This window comes from Streptomyces milbemycinicus, assembly GCF_002154605.1.
Taxonomy (GTDB): Bacteria; Actinomycetota; Actinomycetes; order Streptomycetales; family Streptomycetaceae; genus Streptomyces; species Streptomyces milbemycinicus.
This window is the reverse complement of sequence record NZ_MUNE01000600.1, coordinates 20,911-37,710: the sequence shown is the minus strand read 5'-3', so window position 1 is coordinate 37,710 and position 16,800 is coordinate 20,911. Positions and strand designations below refer to the sequence as shown.

Here is a 16,800-nt window from a genome sequence, read left to right as displayed (position 1 = left end):
CCGCCCGCCCACCCGTACGCGCCCAGGAGCATCGTCATGACCGTCGACCGCCTGCTGCCCACCCGGGAGGCCGAGGACCTGCTGGACCTCGTCCGTGACATCGCCGACAAGGAACTCTCCCCCCGCGTCGACGGACACGAACGCGCCGAGACCTACCCCGAGGGCCTGTTCGCCCTGCTCGGCGAGGCGGGCCTGCTGGGCCTGCCCTACCCGGAGCAGTATGGCGGGGGTGAGCAGCCCTATGAGGTCTATCTCCAGGCTCTGGAGGAACTGGCCGCGCGCTGGGCGGCCGTCGCGGTCGCGATGAGCGTCCACACCCTCGCCGCCTTCCCCCTCCTGACCTTCGGCACCGACGCCCAGCGCGGCCGCTGGGCGGACGACATCCTCAGCGGCCGCCTCATCGGCGGATACAGCCTCTCCGAACCGCAGGCAGGATCGGACGCCGCGGCCCTGACCTGCCGGGCCGACAAGGACACCGACGGCTACCGGATCAACGGCGCCAAGGCATGGATCACCCACGGCGGCGAAGCCGGGTTCTACGCCCTCTTCGCCCGCACCTCACCCGGCAGCGACGGCATCTCCTGCTTTCTCGCCCCCGGCCACACCGACGGCCTCACCTTCGGCCGGCCCGAGGAGAAGATGGGCCTGCACGCCATCCCCACCACGGCCGCCTTCTGGGACAACGCCCTGCTCGACCCGGACCGGCTCATCGGACGGGAAGGGCAAGGGCTGCAGATCGCCTTCAGCGCCCTGGACTCCGGCCGGCTGGGCATCGCCGCCTGCGCCACCGGACTGGCCCAGGCCGCCCTGGATGCCGCCGTCGCCTACGCCCATGAACGCACCGCGTTCGGCCGCAAGATCATCGACCACCAGGGGCTCGGCTTCCTGCTGGCGGACATGGCCGCCGCCGTCGACTCCGCCCGCGCCACCTACCTCGACGCCGCCCGCCGCCGCGACGCGGGGCGCCCGTACAGCCGGCAGGCCAGCGTGGCCAAGCTCATCGCCACCGACGCCGCCATGAAGGTCACCACCGACGCGGTCCAGGTCTTCGGCGGCTACGGATACACCCGCGACTACCCCGTCGAGCGCTATATGCGCGAGGCCAAGATCATGCAGATATTCGAGGGCACCAACCAGATCCAGCGCCTGGTCATCAGCCGCCGACTCGCCGACTGACCCGCGCCCCCGGCGCCGGGGGCCGGCGCGATCTGCGGGACGGACCGGCGCGGACTACGGTGGAAGGCGATGCCTCTGACCCGGCTCGGCCTCGTCGTTCACCAGGGCCGTCCGGTCGCCGTCGCGGCGGCGCGGACCGCGCGGGAGTGGTGTGCCGTGCACGGTGTCGTCTGCGCCGACCTCGACGTATGGCAGGCGGGGGTGCCGCGGCGCGGCGGCCAGGAAGAGGCCATGGCCGCGGGCCACCCGGGGGTGGTCATGACCTTCGGCGGCGATGGCACGTTTCTGCGCGGGGCGCGGATCGCCGCCAAGGACGGGGCGTCGGTGCTGGGGGTGAACGTGGGCCGGGTCGGCTTCCTCACCGAGATCACCACCGACCAGGTGGAGGGCGCGCTGGACGCCCTCCACCGGGACCAGTCGGTCATCGAGGAGCGAATGGTGCTCACCCTCCGGGCGTCGCGCCCGCTGGAGATGCCCACCGACCTGGAGGAGCCGCTGTGCTACGGCCGCGGCCCCGGGCTGCCCGCGCCGGCCGTGCGCCCCGGCGCCACGGACAAGGCCAGCTGGGGGATTCCCCTGGACGTCACCGCGGTCAACGATGTGGTCTTCGAAAAGCTCGCCCGGAACCGTCAGGTGAACCTGGCCGTGTACCTGGCCGGTCAGCTGCTGGCCTGCTACTCGGCCGATGCCGTCATCGTGGCGACCCCCACCGGCTCCACCGCCTACAGCTTCGCCTCCGGAGGCCCGGTCCTGGCCCCCGAGGCCGACGCGATCGTCTTCACACCGGTCGCCCCGCATATGGCCTTCAACCGCACCGTGATCGCCGGGGCCGACGAAGTGGTTGCGATCCGTGTGCTGCCGCACTCCGGACGTGTGGCCGTCAGCATCGACGGGGAGCTGCGCGGGGTGCTGGACCCGGGGGACTGGATGGCGGCCTACCGGGCCCCGTACCGCCTGCGCCTGGCGCGGTTGGCCCCGCTGGAGTTCTACCGGCGCCTGCGAGGCCGCTTCCAGCTGGCCGACGCCCCGGCGACCACCGTCGACCAGACCCCGCCCGTCTACCACCCCGCCACCCCGCCGCCCGACGACCTGGCCCATCTGCACCGACCCTGGCCGATTACGGGGTGATTTACCCTGTTATAGGAGCATTGGCTGCGATGCGGGCGTGCGCCGCCGGGTACCCGACGGTGCGCCGCAGTGTGCCGCGACGGCAGGGAGGCCTGACATGGTGTTCGACGACGCCGGATACGGGCAGGAGACGCAATTCCCGACCGCCTCCTCACGCTATCTGCCCATCGCGGACCACGGACTGATCGGCGATCTGCGCACCGTCGCCCTCGTGGGGACGAACGGCACGATCGACTGGTACTGCTGCCCGCGCTTCGACGCGCCCAGCGTGTTCGGCTCGATCCTGGACGCGGAACGGGGCGGCTCCTTCGAACTGGCCACCGACGTCCCCGCGCGGACCCGCCAGTTCTACTTCCCCGACACCAATGTGCTGATCACCCGCTTCTCCGCCGCCGACGGCGCGGGAGAGATCCAGGACTTCATGCCCGTCGTCGACGACTCCCACGACTCCGGGCGGCACCGGTTGATCAGGCGGGTGCGCTGCGTACGCGGCACCCTCCCCTTCACCGCACAGGTGGCGCCCCGTTTCGGCTACGGAGCCGAGCCGCACACCGCGCGGATGCAGGGCAACAGGGTGCTCTTCGACTCCCCCTCCCTGTCCCTGGCGCTGACGGCCACCGCGCCCCTGGAGTGCGACGGCCGGGACGTACGGTCGCGCTTCAAACTGCTCGAAGGCGAGTCCGCGGTCTTCGCCCTCGACCGGGTCGACGACGAGGTCGCCCCCCTCGGCTGCGCCCGGCGCGAGGCCGGGGCCGACTTCGAGGCCACGGTCCGCTTCTGGCGCAAATGGCTCAGCGCCTCCCGCTACCGCGGACGCTGGCGGGAGATGGTCCAGCGCTCCGTGCTGACCCTGAAACTGCTCACCTACGCCCCGACCGGCGCCATCGTGGCCGCCCCGACCACCAGCCTGCCCGAGGCCATCGGCCGCGAGCGCAACTGGGACTACCGCTATATGTGGGTCCGGGACGCCGCCTTCTGCGTCTACGCCCTGCTCCGCCTGGGCTTCACCTCGGAGGCCAAGGCGTTCATGGGCTTTCTCTCCGAGCACTGCATCAACTGCGACGACCGCACCAGCGGACCGCTGCAGATCATGTACGGCATCGACGGCAGCCGTAACCTCCCCGAGCTGCAACTTTCCCATCTGGAAGGCTACTTGGGATCCGCCCCGGTCCGGGTGGGCAACGGCGCCGTGACCCAGCTCCAGCTGGACATCTACGGAGCGCTCATCGACTCCGTCTATCTGTACGACAAGTGGGGACAACCCATCAGCAGCGACCACTGGGACGAGGTGGGCTATCTGGTGAGCTGGGTCTGCGACCACTGGGACCAGCCCGACGAAGGCATCTGGGAGAGCCGCGCGGGACGGCAGAACTTCCTGTACTCGCGCCTCATGTGCTGGGTCGCCATCGAGCGGGCCATCCGCCTGGCCACCCGCCGCGGACTGCCCGCCGACCTTCCCCGCTGGCGGGTCAGCCGCGACGCCATCTACCGGCAGATCATGACACGCGGCTGGTCCGCCCGGCGCGGAGCCTTCGCTCAGCGCCTGGACGAGGACATCCTGGACGCCGCGGTGCTGATGATGCCGATGGCCAAGTTCATCTCCCCGGTCGACCCCAAGTGGCTCGCGACCCTCGACGCCCTGTCGCAGGAGCTCGTATCCGACTCCCTGGTCTACCGCTACGACCCGTACCTCAGCCCGGACGGCCTGCCCGGCACCGAGGGCACCTTCTCGATCTGCTCCTTCTGGTACGTCGAGGCGCTCACCCGCGCCGGCCGCCTGGAGGAGGCCCGGCTGGCGTTCGAGAAGATGCTCACCTACTCCAACCACCTGGGCCTGTACGCCGAGGAGATCGGCCCGACCGGCGAACAACTCGGCAACTTCCCACAGGCCTTCACCCACCTCTCCCTCATCAGCGCCGCCTTCAACCTGGACCGCGCCCTCGGCTGATCCCGCCGCTTCGGCGGGATGGCCGCGCCCCGGCGCGTATCGGTAAGATCGGTCCGTGACGACGCCGTTACCCAGGCCCGATACGGTCCGGACAGCCGACGAGTTCGTCGCCCTCCTGCGCACGGTGAAAGCCCGGTCCGGCCTCTCCTACCGGGCTTTGGAGCGCAAGGCCCGCAGGGCGGGCGACCAGTTGCCCACGAGCACCGTCGCCGGCGCGCTGAACCGGGTCTCGCTGCCCAGCGAGGAAATCGTGGCGGCCCTGGTCCGGGCCTGCGGCGGTGGTCCCGAGACGGTCGAGGAGTGGGTCCGGACGCGCCGCGCACTGGCCGTGCGGGAACAGTCCGCCCCCGCCACGGACTCGCCCGGGTCGGCTCCCGGGTCGGCTCCTGAGCAGATTAGCGACCCCGCCGACGACGATCGCCAGGATCGGGACGGGGCGACCGGCCGGCAGCTCGTCCCGTGTCTGCTGCCCCCGGACCTGTCCCTGTTCGTCGGCCGGGAAGACGAGCTGGCCGAGGCCTGCCGACTCCTCGACCAGGAAGGCTCCGGTCCCGAGACCCTGTTGGTCACCGGCCCGGCCGGGGTCGGCAAGACGGCTCTGGCCGTGCGCACCGGACATCTGCTGGCCCCGCGCTTCCCGGACGGCCAGCTCTATGTGGACCTGCGGGGCTTCGGCGACGACCCGGCGGAGCCGTTCACGGTCCTCGGGGCCTTTCTGCGCGCGCTCGGCGTGCCGGGCGGCGCCGTGCCCACCGAGCTGACCAGCAGAATCCATCTCTACCGCACGCTGCTGGCCCAGCGGCGGATGCTCGTCGTCCTAGACAACGCGGCCAACGCGCCGCAGGTGAGCGACCTGCTGCCGAGCGGTGCTCGCTGCGCCGCCCTCATCACCAGCCGGACCACCCTGGCCGACCTGGCCGGCCGCCGGCTCCCCCTGGACGTACTGGACTCCGCCACCGGGCTCGCCCTGCTGCGCGAGATGCTGGGCCCGGACCGGACCGCCGCGGAGCACGACTCGGCCCGGTCCATCGTGGAAACCTGCGAGGGCCTTCCCCTCGCGGTCTGGGTCGCCGGGGCACGCCTGGCCGCACGACCGCACTGGCCGCTGGCCAGAGTCGCCCGCGCGCTCGCGGACGAGCAGCGCAAGCTCGACGAGCTGGCGGTCGGCCACATCGCCGTACGAGCCAGTCTTGAACTCACCTACCAGGGGATGGCCCCGACCACCCAGCACGCCCTGCGCATGCTCGCCCTGCTGCCCGGGCCGGACTTCGCCCCCTGGGCCCTCGCCACCCTGCTGGATATCGGCCTGTCCGACGCGGAGGGCGTGCTCGACGACCTGGTCGAGGTGCACCTGGTGGAGGTCGCCTCGGCCGGTGCCGCCGGATTCCGCCACCGCCTGCACGACCTGGTGCGGCTGCTCGGCCGGGAGCGGGCGGAGCGGGAGGTCTCCCGCCAGGAGAGGGCGGCGGCGCTCACCCGGCTGCTCGGCGCGAGCCTGCACCTCGCCGATTTCGCCGCCGAAACCCTCAGCGTCGACTTCCTGGGCATCTCCCAGATGGATCTGGCCTGCTGGCGGCTCTCCCCGACGGACGCCGACCAGGTCGTCGCCGACCCACTGGCCTGGTTCAACGACGAGCGCCGATTCCTCATCGACGTGGTCGACCAGGCGCTCGACAGCACGGACATCGCATCGGCCGCCGGGCTGGCCACCGCGCTGACGACGCTCTTCCAGGTCGGCAGCCACTTCGACGACTGGGAGCGGGTGCAGGGCCGGGCGCTCAAGACGGCGCTGCGCGCCGGCGACCGGCGCAGCGCCACCAAACTCCACCGCTGCCTCGGCGAACTCACCACCATCGTCGACCGCTACCCGGAAGCGCTGGAACACTTCGAGCAGGCCCTGCTGCTCGCCGAGGGAGAAGGCCCGGCCTACCGCGCCAGTGCCACGGCCGGGCTGGCGTATGTGCACCGGCTGCTCGGCCAGTACTCCTCGGCCGTACGCCACTTCGAAGAGGCCTGCGAGCTGGCCCGGTCGGCGGGCAACGCCAACTGCCTCGTCTACGCGACCAACGGCATTGGCGTCATCGACCTCGAACTGGGGCGTGTCGAGGCGGCCATGGCGCGGTTCACGGAGTGCCTGCGGGTGAGCCGGGAGGCGGGCTACCGGCCCGGTGAGGCCCAGGCCCTGCGCTGCCTGGGGCAGAGCCACCGCGAACTCGGCGACCACCCGGCCGCCGCCGACTGCTTCCGGCAGGCCGCCTCGATCAGCGAGGACCTGGGCGACCGGCTCGGCGCCACTCACGCCACCTGCTGGCTCGGGGACGTCCTGGTACGGCAGGGCGCGGCGGCGGAAGGGCGCCGACTGCTGGCCCGGAGCCTGTGGGCCTACCGGGAATTCGGCAATCTGTGGGGCGAGGCCGCGACGCTGTACGCGCTCGCGGAGGCACAGCTCAAGGCCGGCCGCCCCGGGCCGGCCCGTCGTCGCGCCGAAGCCGCGGTCAGGCTGTGGCGGCAGATCGGCTCCCGAACCTGGCTGGCCGTCGGGCTCGACACCCTGGCCAAGGCACACACCCTGGCCGGCGACCCCGCCGCCGCGGCCCTGGCCCGGGACGAGGCGGAAGCGGCGCGGGCGGCCTCGCGCCACGCCGACCGATGAGCGGAGCGCCGTGGCCCTCACATGGAGATCAGTCGAACCAGACCACGACCGGAATCCGTACCGCCCGGACGTCGTGGTGGACGCTGTACTCGATGATCACGGGCTCGCCCGCGACCTGGATGCTGAAGCGTGTGTCGTGGTCGTCCATCGGATCGCCGGGCGGCTGCTTGCCCTTGTCCAGCGCACCGCCTGCTTCGAGCGCGAGAGCGGCGATGTAGTTGGCGACCTTCTTGGCCAGATCCGGAGGCATCGCCACGATGGCCTCGGCCGGGGTCTCTTCGATATACGCGGCCCAGCCCGGCCGGGGACGCTCATGGTTCACCCGCCCGCTCCCTCGAGCCGGGTCATGAGGTGGTCGATGCTGACCAGGTTCCGCCCGGCGGCGGCGTTCGCGCGGCTGTGCGCTGCCAACGGCGCCTTGGCCAGCATCGCGATCTTCCACCACGAGCGCATCACCGCGGGGACGACGGACTCCTCGGCGGCCAGGACCTCCCCGTAGAAGCGGGCGCGCTGCTCACCGCTCAAGGCCTCACCGATGGCGTTGATGGTGTGCGGGATGGCGGTGACCTTGCGGTCGACGGAGTGGTCGGGCTGTGCGCTCATGCGCACCTCCTCGCGGTCGGGGCCAGGGCCTGCTGATGACAGTACCCGCGGGCGCGCCGTTCGTGAGCCGTTGTCCGGACGCCGTTTTCGCGTGGCCGGCCGCGTGGTCGGCCGTCAGTAGACGGTGAGGCCGTAGGCGCTCAGCACCTCCTGGATGGGCTGGTAGTAGGTGGTGCCGCCGGTGGCGCAGTCCCCGGTGCCGCCGGAGAGAATGCCGATGATCTTGTCGCCCGCGTAGAGCGGACCGCCGCTGTCCCCCGGCTCGGCGCAGATATTGGTCTGGATCAGCCCGTAGACGATCTCGCCGTTGCCGTAGTTGACGGTGGCGTTGAGACTGGTGACCCGGCCGCAGTGGACACCGGTCGTGGCCCCCCGGCGGCAGACCTCCTGGCCGACATAGGCGGTGGCGGTTCCGGTGATGTCGACGGTGCCGACCGTACCGGGGTGCGGGACGGCCGCGTTGGCGTAGCGGACGACGCCGTAGTCGTCGCCGGGGAAGCTGGTGCCCGTCGTCGGGCCGACCGCGGTGGTCAGATCGGCGCCGGTGTACCAGGTCGGCAGACCGTCGGTGCAGTGGCCGGCGGTGATGAAGTAGTACGTGGCGCCGCTTTGCACATTGACCCCGACGGAACAGCGCCAACCCGCGGAGGCGTACGCGCCGTCGCCGCCCGAGAGGAGGGTACGCAGCGGTCCGCCGAGCCGTTCGACGGTCACGGCGCCGCCTGAGCGCGCGGCGGTACGGTCGAGCCTGGCCAGGTCGTCGCCCCCGACCGTGGAGCCGACGGATACGCGCAGCGTCCCGGTGCGTTCGTCCACGGTCCAGGCGGTCCCCGGGACGTTCAGCGACTCGATGGCCGAAGCGGCCTGGGACACGGAGGCGGGGGACGCCTCGGCGGCAGCGGCCGCACTCGTACCGGCTGTCGCGACGGCTGCCGCGGTGAACAGGCTCGATACCGCGGCCATCAGGCGGGAACTTCTCCACGTACGGCGTGCCGTCTTCACCCGAACCTCCTTGAGAGGACTGTCGGTCAGGCTTGGATTGTGCCCTCGGTCCGGCCGCCGCGTAACCCAACTGCCCGGTCGTTCAGGGGGAAATGGGGGTAAGGGGAGGCGCGCTACGAGGCGACGGCGGCCGGGGCGAATTGGCCGGGCAGCCGCCACGTCAGCGCGTGTGCGCCCGCGCCGCCGTCCACCCGCTGGACGGCGGGATCGGTCAGGTCGAGGCGGTAATGGCCGGGTCGGCCCGCCTGGATCCAGCGGGCGTGGACGCTCTCCACCTCGGCCCAGATGTTCCGGGGGCCACTACCCTCGACAACCCAGGAGCCGCCGTCGGAGTGGACGATGGCGCATGACTCCTCGGCCGGGGCGTACAGGGACAGCCCCTCGGCGCCGGCGACCCGTACCAGACCGGGCAGCAGATGGCCGACCGCCAGCCAGAACCCGGCATCCTCGGGTGGGGCGAGGCGACTTGGCCGGACGGTGACCGGACCGTCGGGCATCCGGTCGGGCGCGGTGACCAGCTCCACGCCCAGGCCCGGCCGGTGCCCCGAGATGACCGGTCGCAGCACGGCGTCCAGCGTGTCGCCGGTACGGCGGACCATCGCCCGGGCGGGCCAGCCGACCGCGCCCGTCGTGATCGGCGCCAACAGCCTCCCGCCGTCGGCCAGCTGCTCCAGCAGGGCGGGCGGCAGGCCCCGGACCGCGAACGACAGCAGGATCGCGTCGAAGCGCTCGCCGGGGCGGCCGGCCAGGCCGTCACCCCGTACGACCCGGGGCCGGTGCCCGAGTCGGGCCAGGCGCTCGCGGGCGGCCTCGGCCAGATGCGGATCGGCCTCGACCGTGGTGACCGCGGTGTCCCCGAGGATTTCGCACAGCGCGGCCGTCACGAGCCCCGGGCCGGTGCCCGACTCCAGCACCCGGTCCCCGGCCGCCAGGCCCAGCGACTGCAGCCCCTCGACCGCGGTGATCATGCCGGTGGACATCCCGGTGAACCCGCCCCCGGTGACGATCTGCCCGCGCTCAGCGGCGTCAAGTGGCTCACCGCGATGCTGGAACAGCACCGAGTCCCCGTCGTGGATCCAGGCCAGCCACTCGTCCCGGTCACGGGGGTCCGCGCCGTCCAGCAGCTGCCAGGCCCTCGGCTGCCCGGCGGCCGTGGGGCGGCGGATATAGCAGCGGGGGAGCAGGACTTCACGCCGGACCGCGAGCAGGGCCCGCCGTAGATCCGGGTCGGTCAGTACGCCGTCGGCCGCCAGCCGGTCGACCATCGCCGCACGAGCCTGGGCCGCCCGCTCCCGCACGGTCAGCCCGGCCGGCAGGGCGGTCGGCTCGCCCCGCTCCAGGTGGATGACACCGCCCGTGGCGAGGGCGCCCAGGCCGGCCGCCACCCGGGCGGCCAGCCGGGCGGGCAGCCGCCGCGAGGCCTCGTCGCGGCTCAGCCAGTGCGCGGCGCGGATCTCCCCGTCGGGGAAGGTCAGTTGCCCGGCCTGGGCCGGGGTCAGCGGCGGTGCGGCGAAGATCATGCAGGTCAGGGCGCGGCCGTGCCGGGGGGCCGCCGCCGACGAGGTGTCCACCGCCAGCAGCCGTCCGACCGGAACTGTCAGCCCCAGCTCCTCCGCCAGCTCGCGCGCGGCGCCCTGCGCGGGTGACTCGTCCGCCTCGACCATGCCCCCGGGCAACTCCAGATGGTCCTTGTAGCTCGGGTCGAGCACCAGGATGCGCCCGGAGGCGTCGGTGACCAGCACGGTGGCCGCCATCATCGGCGCCGGCAGCAGCGCATAGTGGTCGCGCCGGCGCGGTGGCGGACGGTGTCCATCGCGCAACACCGCGGTGTGCGAGCCGCGCTCGGCGGCGAGCGCGGCGGCCACGCGACGGCGCAGCAGCGGCGGCAGCAGCTCCAGGGCCTCCCGCTCGGGGAGGAATCGGGCGCTGCGGATCTCACCGTCCTGGGGGAGCAGGGCCGACGGGGGGCGATCGCCGGGCAGATGGGCGGCGTAGACGAAAGCCAGGATGGTGCGCCCGTACACGGTGGCGGGCACGCTGTCGACGGCCAGCAGCCGCCCGACTTCCACGGTGAGACCCAGCTCCTCGCCCACCTCCCGGACGAGCGCGGAGGCCGGCTCCTCGTCCTCGGCCATGCCGCCGGGCAGATCCCAGCCGTCCTTGTAGACCGGGTCGACCAGCAGGATCCGCCCCTGGTCGTCGCGGATCAGCGCGTCGGCGGCCGCGGCCGGGGCCGGATGCTCGGCCAGATAGCGCGCGAGCTGAGGATCCACGAGCGGAGCCCGGCCGTCGCAGGAGGGCGCTGAGGTGGGATCGGACAAGGACAACCTCCCGGATCTGGCCAAAGCGGCCCGCCCATTGTGGGATGAGTAAAAGGGCCGCGACAGGGCGCATGGGTGTGCGCCGATCCGCTCCCCGCCACCGTCCCGCGCTCAGCCGTCGCGGCCTGGCCCTGGTCGGCCAGGACCCCGCCGAGTTTCAGTGCGCGAGTTTCAAGCCGGCCACGCAGCCGACGATGCCCAGAAGCAACAGAAGTTTCAGCCAGCCGACGGACTCGCCGCCGAAGACCATGGCGTAGGTGGCGGTGAGCACCGCGCCGATGCCCACCCAGACCGCGTAGCCGGTGCCCACATCCACGGTCCGCAGCGCGAAGGACAGGCCCGCCATGCTCAGCACCAGACCGATACCGAAGACGACGGTCGGCAGTGGACGGCTGAACCCTTCCGACTTGCTCAGCGCCGTGGCCCACACGGCTTCCAGCACCCCGGAGATCACAAGAACGACCCAGGCCATGACAGACACTCCCCGCGTCGTCTTGTCATGTCTGGGTACGGCGCACCTCGTCCAGGAGCCGGTCGGGCTCTGTCGGCCATTTTCGCACACCGGCCCCGACGCCCCCGGTCCGCAAAGCCACCGGGCAGGACCAGCGGTGTTCCCAGCATCGATTTGCCGAGCCGGCAACGGGACTCGCACCGATGCGGTATGCGGCCCACCATCGCAGTACGAGTCGATCAGCAACCCGGAGGAGCCATGTCGCAACCGGACGTCACACATCGCCTGGTCCCCACCCCCGCGGGCAGGATCCATCTGGTGGAGCAGGGGACCGGACCGCTGGTCCTGCTGGTGCACGGTTTCCCCGAGTCCTGGTACTCATGGCGCCACCAACTGCCGGTGCTGGCCGCCGCCGGATACCGCGCGGTCGCCATCGACGTCCGCGGCTACGGGCGTTCCTCCAAGCCGGAGAGCATGGCCGCCTACCGGATGCTCGATCTCATCGAGGACAACGCCGCCGTGGTGGACGCGCTCGGCGAGCAGACGGCCGTGATCGTCGGCCATGACTGGGGATCGCCCATCGCCGCGAACTCCGCCCTGGTCAGGCCCGATGTCTTCCGCGCGGTCGGACTGCTGAGCGTCCCCTACACCCCGCGCGGAGGACCGCGGCCCAGCGAGATCTTCGCCCGGATGGGCGGGGATGACGAACTGTACGTCTCGTACTTCCAGGCGCCCGGCCGCGCCGAGGCCGAGATCGAGCCCGATGTACGCGGCTGGCTCGCCGGTCTCTACGCCGCGCTGTCCGCCGACACCATGCCCGCGCCCGGCTCGCCCGACCCGCACTTCATCAGCCCCGGCGGGACGATGCGCGACAGATTTCCCGAAGGCCGTCTGCCCGCCTGGCTCAGCGAGCACGACCTCGACAGCTACGCCGCTGAATTCGAACGGACCGGCTTCACCGGACCCCTGAACCGCTACCGCAACATGGACCGGGACTGGGAAGACCTCGCCGACTTCGACGGCGCCCCCCTCACCCAACCGTCGCTGTTCCTCGGCGGTGCCCTGGACGCCTCCACCACCTGGCTGGCCGACGCGATCAAGGCGTACCCCACCACCCTGCCAGGCCTGCGCTCCTGCCACATCCTCGACGGCTGCGGCCACTGGATCCAGCAGGAACGCCATGAAGAGGTCAACCAGCACCTGACCGACTGGCTAGGCTCCCTCCCCGCCTGAGCACGGCGAACCGTTCGCAGCGCGCGTCAGCATCGCGTCAGCGTCGTCCGGTTCGCCGTCAGCATCCCGTCAGGACCCGTCCGGGAGCCGGGTGCGGCGGGCGTAGCGTGGGCGGCGAGCCCGGGCGGCCTCCCTGTGTCGGAGGCGGTCGGCTCAGCCCCCGCACCACCTTGGATCCTCCAGGAGGCATCCCATGGCAGAGCTCCCGTACGACGAAGACCCCGAGCCCTGTGATCGGTTCCCGGCCGGGCCCTTGTACGTCCCGGTCCGGCCGGGCCCCTCACGGTGTGCCGCCAGGCTCTTCCGTACGCCCCTCGGCGACCGTACGGCCGTCGGCTTCACGTCCGAGCGCAGGCTGACCGCGACGCTCGGCCCGGACCAGGCGTGGATCAGGCTCGCCGAGCCCGCGCTGCGCGCGCTCACCGAACCGCTGGGCGTCACCACCATCACGGTCGACCCGCAGTTCACCGCCCCCGCGCCGACGCCCGGCGGAGATGTCGCCCGCGTGCCCCAGAAGGCTCCCGAAGGCCGCTCGCGCGCCGGCGCCTGGGATCCGCGGGCGGTCGGCGCGCTCCGGGTGACCGGCGCCGCCGCCCTCGTCGCGACGCTCTCCTTGTGGATCGGCTGAGGCGCCCACGATGACCACTGTTCACGCATCCGCTCACGCCACCCCGGCCACCGCCACCTCGGCAGACCTCTCGGTGTGGCCCGCCTCGACCACCGAACCTCGCCACGGCGACCTCGCGGTGGGCGGCGTACCGCTCGCTGAGATCGCCGACCGCTTCGGCACCCCGGTCTATGTCCTCGACGAGGCCGAGGTCCGCGACCGCTGCCGCACCTACCGGGACGCCTTCCCCGACGCCGAGATCCTGTACGCGGCGAAGGCGTTCTTGTGCCAGGCACTGGTCCACTGGGTGGACGAGGAGGGCCTGGGTCTCGACGTCTGCTCCGCCGGCGAACTCGAACTCGCCGTGACCGCCGGCTTCCCGCCCGAGCGGATCGTGCTGCACGGCAATGCCAAGTCCCCGAGGGACCTGGAGACAGCGCTGCGCCTGGGCGTCGGCCGTATCGTCATCGACAGCCCATCGGAGATCGCGCGGCTGGCCGCCGCCGTCGGGCCCGACGGCCACCAGAAGGTGATGGTCCGCGTGGTGCCCGGTATCAGCGCGGGCGGCCACGAGAAGATCCGCACCGGGACGGACGACCAGAAGTTCGGCCTGTCCATATCCGACGGCTACGCCCAGCACGCGATCGCCCGGATCCTGGACCAGCCGCAGCTCGAACTGACCGGGCTGCAGTGCCACTTGGGGTCGCAGATCACCAGCGTCAAACCGTATCTGTCCGCCGTACGGCGCATGGTGGGGCTCATGGCCCGGCTGCACGAACAACACGGCCTCGTCCTGCCCGAACTGGACCTGGGCGGCGGCCACGGGATCGCCTACCGGCCCGGGGAGGAAGCCCTCGACCTGACCACGCTGGCCAGAAAGGTGCGCATGGAGCTCGTCGAGGCGTGCGGGGCGGCCGGGCTCACCGTGCCCCGCCTGTTCATCGAACCGGGCCGTGCCGTCGTGGGCCCGGCGGGCGTCGCCGTCTACCGGGTCCTGTCGGTCAAACACACCGGTGAGCACACATACGTGGCCATCGACGGCGGTATGAGCGACAACCCGCGGCCGTCGCTGTACGGAGTGCGGTACACACCGCGTCTGGTCGGCCGGCACAGCACCGCCGAACCGACCCGGGTCACCGTGGTGGGCCGGCACTGCGAGGCGGGTGACATCCTGGCCACCGCCGTCGAACTCCCCGGCGACATCCGCCTCGGAGACCTGCTGGCCGTACCCGTCGCCGGCGCCTACCACCTGTCCATGGCCTCGGCCTACAACATGGTCGGCCGCCCGCCGGTGGCCGCCGTACGGGACGGCCGCGCGCGGCTCCTCGTACGCCGGGAGTCCTTCGAGGACATCCGCCGTCGCGACGTGGGCCTCTAGCCTGCGCCGCGAGCGGATCCGCCGCCGGAAGGGTTGCGCGTGACCCGCCTGGTTACGCCTGGCGCGGCTGCCACTCCGCCCGGGTGAGCTCGTACTCGACTTCGCCGTGCTCCGAGCCCTCGATCGCATCCGGCCAGTCGCCGGTGAAGTTCCGGAGGAACGACAGCCCCGCCTTCTCCATCACACGCCGGGACCGCGTGTTCACCGCCATGGTGTTCGCCGTGACCCGCTCCACCCCGAGGTCGGTGAACCCCTTGTCGATCAGGGCCCGGGCTCCCTCCGTGGCATAGCCGCATCCCCAGGCCGCCTTGTTGAGCCGGTAGCCGAGTTCGACCGCGGCGGGGCTGTGGTCGTCGAGGGGACGGAACTCGAACCAGCCCAGGAAGGTGCCGGTGGCCTTCTCCTCCACGGCCCAGTAGCCACGGGAGCCGAGGAACGGATAGTCGTGGAGGAGACGGGGCAGGGTCCGCGTCCGGACTGCCTCGCGGCTTGTCGGCCGGCCGCCGTTGATGAATTGCATGACGTCGGGGTCGCTGTCCAGCGCGAGCAGGTGGTCGACGTCGGCCTCGGTGAACGCGCGGAGCGCGAGCCGTTCGGTCTCCAGGAAGTTGGGCATGGCGCGATCTTCACCATCGGGGGTCTGTCGCGCCACCGAATATCAGGGCGAGACCTTGAGGCTGACGTGGGCGATTCGGCCCGCCGTATCGAAGTCGATGTCGACCGAGTCGCCGCTGGGCAGGTCGGCGGTGACGCGGTCACCGTCGGCCCGCTGGGCTATGCCGTGGTGGTCGAAGTATCCCGCCACGGCGTGGCGAGCCGAGCGGCCGATCAGGGACGCGCCGGTGAGCAGAGTCCGCGGCAGTGCGACGGGGTCCAGGGCCCGCGGTCCAGGGACCGTCGGGAACGAACGCGGTCAGGGTTTCCAGCTGTGCCGCGCCCCAGGCCGCGTGCCGCTCGGCTTCCAGCAGGAACGCGTCAGTCAACTACTCGTCGATAGATCGACGAGCTTGCACAACGGGCGTCACTGGCTGTGACACATCGCTTGCGTCCAGCTCCGCCGGAGCGGAGCAGGGGCGATTCTGTCCGGGGCGTCGGAGCAGCCGAAGCCGGCCCACCCCGGGAGGGGTCCCGCGGGCGGCGGGTTAGAAATGCCGCGCGGGAAATGCCCCTTTTGGAGACAGGAGGTCCCATTGATGAGCACCGGTATGTGGCGGAGGGCCGCGACGGCCACTGCGACGCTGACCTTGGCGGGCACGCTGGGGTTCGGCCTGACGGCGACGGAGTCGTATGCCGCCGCCCACGGGCCGTGTTACGACGGGCGGTGCAAGATCACCGTGTCGGCGCCCAGCAGCATCAAGGTCAACAGCCATCGCTTCGGGTTCGGGAAGCTGCGGATCACGCACGTCAGTTCCCGATCCGTGAAGATGTCGGCCACCACCACGGGCGGCGGGCGCCTGAGCGGCAGCACCAGCCCGGGCGGCACCGTCAGGCTCAACAGCCTGAAGATCTCGGTGAAGTCGGTCTCCGGCCACAAGGCCAAGCTCGTACTGACGCCCACGTTCTGAGCCCGTCGCCCGACCCCGGCGCGTTCGTACCGCGCCGGGGTTACGGCTTCTTGGCCGGCGGTTCGGCGATGCCGATGAAGTTCCCGGCCACGGGACGGATGTGGACCGACCACCCCAGCGCTGTGAGGTCGTCCGTGAGTGTTCGGGGATCGTGGAACACCTTCACGATGCGGTACTGGCTGCCGTCATCGAGTCGGCGCAGCGCGGCCGGGGCCGGCTGGTTCGCGAGAATGTCCTCCTCCGCGGCAGCGGCGGGGCCATCGTCAATGAAGATCGCTTTGCCGCCCGGCGCGAGGGCGGCGGCGACGGTGTTCCAGAACTCGGGCAACCGCCTCGGCGGAACATGGGAGAGCCAGAAGGCGAAGAACACCGTGTCATAGCGCCGTGGCGGTCGCCACTCGAACAGGTCGGCCTCGAGGAACTGGACGTTGGAGGATGCGGTACGGGCCCGAGCGAGGGCCAGCACTTCGGCTGCCGCGTCGACCGCCGTCACCGACCGGGCCCGCGCCGCGAGCCTGGGGGTCCACTGGCCCGTGCCACACGCCAACTCCAGCACCTCCCCGGCGATCGGGAGCTCATCGACGACGGTCAGCAACTTCCGCAGGTCTTCGCGCTCCGCGTAAGGCCGGTCGTATTGGGCCGCGCCCGCCCTGTAGTAGGCCCTTTGCTCTGTCAGCAGAGCGTCGTCGTCCATCTGCATATCCCTCTCGTCCGGGGCTCGGTCGCCACGGACAC

At 71.7% G+C, this 16,800-nt stretch carries 16 protein-coding genes and 1 riboswitch; of the genes, 8 read left to right on the top strand and 8 right to left on the bottom strand.

Translation table 11 applies throughout. The features are described from left to right. Positions 1-36 precede the first annotated feature (36 nt). The 4 genes from CCN51_RS40060 to CCN51_RS40045 all read left to right on the top strand — a co-directional run bounded on the left by CCN51_RS40060 (position 37) and on the right by CCN51_RS40045 (position 6,905). Positions 37-1,176: an acyl-CoA dehydrogenase family protein gene (locus CCN51_RS40060; RefSeq protein ID WP_014173467.1), complete on the top strand. Its 1,140-nt coding sequence runs from the start codon at positions 37-39 to the stop codon at positions 1,174-1,176. Between the two features lie 69 nt (positions 1,177-1,245). Then, positions 1,246-2,304 (top strand): NAD(+)/NADH kinase, encoded by a 1,059-nt coding sequence (locus CCN51_RS40055; RefSeq protein ID WP_014173466.1) that lies wholly within the window; start codon positions 1,246-1,248, stop codon positions 2,302-2,304. A gap of 97 nt (positions 2,305-2,401) precedes the next feature. Beyond that, positions 2,402-4,252, top strand: coding sequence for a glycoside hydrolase family 15 protein (locus CCN51_RS40050; RefSeq protein WP_014173465.1), 1,851 nt, complete (start codon positions 2,402-2,404; stop codon positions 4,250-4,252). 55 nt (positions 4,253-4,307) lie between these two features. After that, on the top strand, positions 4,308-6,905 hold the full coding sequence (locus CCN51_RS40045) for an ATP-binding protein (protein WP_086860684.1): 2,598 nt from the start codon (positions 4,308-4,310) through the stop codon (positions 6,903-6,905). Positions 6,906-6,933: 28 nt separating this feature from the next. On the opposite strand, the gene CCN51_RS40040 is transcribed toward CCN51_RS40045, so the two are convergent. The 5 genes from CCN51_RS40040 to CCN51_RS40020 all read right to left on the bottom strand — a co-directional run bounded on the left by CCN51_RS40040 (position 6,934) and on the right by CCN51_RS40020 (position 11,303). Beyond that, a complete protein-coding gene (locus tag CCN51_RS40040; protein ID WP_043486100.1) occupies positions 6,934-7,227 on the bottom strand; it encodes a hypothetical protein in 294 nt (97 codons plus the stop codon). Next, complete coding sequence (locus CCN51_RS40035) at positions 7,224-7,508, bottom strand: hypothetical protein (RefSeq protein WP_043486098.1); 285 nt, start codon at positions 7,506-7,508, stop codon at positions 7,224-7,226. Before CCN51_RS40035 ends, CCN51_RS40040 begins: the two co-directional genes overlap by 4 nt. Positions 7,509-7,622: 114 nt before the next feature. Next, positions 7,623-8,471 carry a S1 family peptidase gene (locus CCN51_RS40030; protein ID WP_014173463.1) on the bottom strand — a complete coding sequence of 283 codons (849 nt, stop codon included), beginning with the start codon at positions 8,469-8,471 and terminating at the stop codon, positions 7,623-7,625. A 152-nt stretch (positions 8,472-8,623) separates the two neighbouring features. Next, positions 8,624-10,783, bottom strand: a complete 2,160-nt coding sequence (locus CCN51_RS40025) for an NUDIX domain-containing protein (RefSeq protein WP_143676030.1) — start codon at positions 10,781-10,783, stop codon at positions 8,624-8,626. Positions 10,784-10,988: 205 nt separating this feature from the next. Next, entirely contained in the window at positions 10,989-11,303 is a 315-nt protein-coding gene (locus CCN51_RS40020; protein WP_014173461.1) for a DMT family transporter, read from the bottom strand. 11 nt (positions 11,304-11,314) lie between these two features. Further along, positions 11,315-11,376: riboswitch (guanidine-III (ykkC-III) riboswitch) on the bottom strand. A gap of 164 nt (positions 11,377-11,540) precedes the next feature. Here CCN51_RS40020 and CCN51_RS40015 point away from each other — a divergent pair. The 3 genes from CCN51_RS40015 (at position 11,541) to lysA (ending at position 14,500) form a co-directional block, all read left to right on the top strand. Next, entirely contained in the window at positions 11,541-12,515 is a 975-nt protein-coding gene (locus CCN51_RS40015) for an alpha/beta fold hydrolase (RefSeq protein WP_014173460.1), read from the top strand. 193 nt (positions 12,516-12,708) lie between these two features. Beyond that, on the top strand, positions 12,709-13,143 hold the full coding sequence (locus tag CCN51_RS40010) for an SAV_915 family protein (RefSeq protein WP_014173459.1): 435 nt from the start codon (positions 12,709-12,711) through the stop codon (positions 13,141-13,143). Between the two features lie 10 nt (positions 13,144-13,153). Beyond that, positions 13,154-14,500 carry a diaminopimelate decarboxylase gene (gene lysA, locus CCN51_RS40005; protein ID WP_014173458.1) on the top strand — a complete coding sequence of 449 codons (1,347 nt, stop codon included), beginning with the start codon at positions 13,154-13,156 and terminating at the stop codon, positions 14,498-14,500. A 52-nt stretch (positions 14,501-14,552) separates the two neighbouring features. Here the strand turns inward: lysA and CCN51_RS40000 are convergent, their stop codons facing one another. Both CCN51_RS40000 and CCN51_RS58380 read right to left on the bottom strand, forming a co-directional pair. Further along, complete coding sequence (locus tag CCN51_RS40000; RefSeq protein WP_014173457.1) at positions 14,553-15,116, bottom strand: GNAT family N-acetyltransferase; 564 nt, start codon at positions 15,114-15,116, stop codon at positions 14,553-14,555. 42 nt (positions 15,117-15,158) lie between these two features. Beyond that, entirely contained in the window at positions 15,159-15,305 is a 147-nt protein-coding gene (locus tag CCN51_RS58380; RefSeq protein ID WP_014173456.1) for a hypothetical protein, read from the bottom strand. A 388-nt stretch (positions 15,306-15,693) separates the two neighbouring features. On the opposite strand from CCN51_RS58380, the gene CCN51_RS39990 reads away from it, so the two are divergent. Further along, entirely contained in the window at positions 15,694-16,065 is a 372-nt protein-coding gene (locus CCN51_RS39990; RefSeq protein ID WP_014173455.1) for a hypothetical protein, read from the top strand. 40 nt (positions 16,066-16,105) lie between these two features. On the opposite strand, the gene CCN51_RS39985 is transcribed toward CCN51_RS39990, so the two are convergent. Next, positions 16,106-16,759, bottom strand: coding sequence for a class I SAM-dependent methyltransferase (locus tag CCN51_RS39985; protein ID WP_106436527.1), 654 nt, complete (start codon positions 16,757-16,759; stop codon positions 16,106-16,108). Between the last annotated feature and the right edge of the window lie 41 nt (positions 16,760-16,800).

Excerpts from the sequence above, each read along its gene's own strand:
- CCN51_RS40060 (WP_014173467.1), top strand. The coding sequence starts at position 37 with ATGACCGTCGACCGCCTGCTGCCCACCCGGGAGGCCGAGGACCTGCTG.
- CCN51_RS40055 (WP_014173466.1), top strand. The coding sequence starts at position 1,246 with ATGCCTCTGACCCGGCTCGGCCTCGTCGTTCACCAGGGCCGTCCGGTC.
- CCN51_RS40050 (WP_014173465.1), top strand. The coding sequence starts at position 2,402 with ATGGTGTTCGACGACGCCGGATACGGGCAGGAGACGCAATTCCCGACC.
- CCN51_RS40035 (WP_043486098.1), bottom strand. The coding sequence starts at position 7,508 with ATGAGCGCACAGCCCGACCACTCCGTCGACCGCAAGGTCACCGCCATC.
- CCN51_RS40030 (WP_014173463.1), bottom strand. The coding sequence starts at position 8,471 with ATGGCCGCGGTATCGAGCCTGTTCACCGCGGCAGCCGTCGCGACAGCC.
- CCN51_RS40020 (WP_014173461.1), bottom strand. The coding sequence starts at position 11,303 with ATGGCCTGGGTCGTTCTTGTGATCTCCGGGGTGCTGGAAGCCGTGTGG.
- CCN51_RS40015 (WP_014173460.1), top strand. The coding sequence starts at position 11,541 with ATGTCGCAACCGGACGTCACACATCGCCTGGTCCCCACCCCCGCGGGC.
- CCN51_RS40010 (WP_014173459.1), top strand. The coding sequence starts at position 12,709 with ATGGCAGAGCTCCCGTACGACGAAGACCCCGAGCCCTGTGATCGGTTC.
- lysA (WP_014173458.1), top strand. The coding sequence starts at position 13,154 with ATGACCACTGTTCACGCATCCGCTCACGCCACCCCGGCCACCGCCACC.
- CCN51_RS40000 (WP_014173457.1), bottom strand. The coding sequence starts at position 15,116 with ATGCCCAACTTCCTGGAGACCGAACGGCTCGCGCTCCGCGCGTTCACC.
- CCN51_RS39990 (WP_014173455.1), top strand. The coding sequence starts at position 15,694 with ATGAGCACCGGTATGTGGCGGAGGGCCGCGACGGCCACTGCGACGCTG.
- CCN51_RS39985 (WP_106436527.1), bottom strand. The coding sequence starts at position 16,759 with ATGGACGACGACGCTCTGCTGACAGAGCAAAGGGCCTACTACAGGGCG.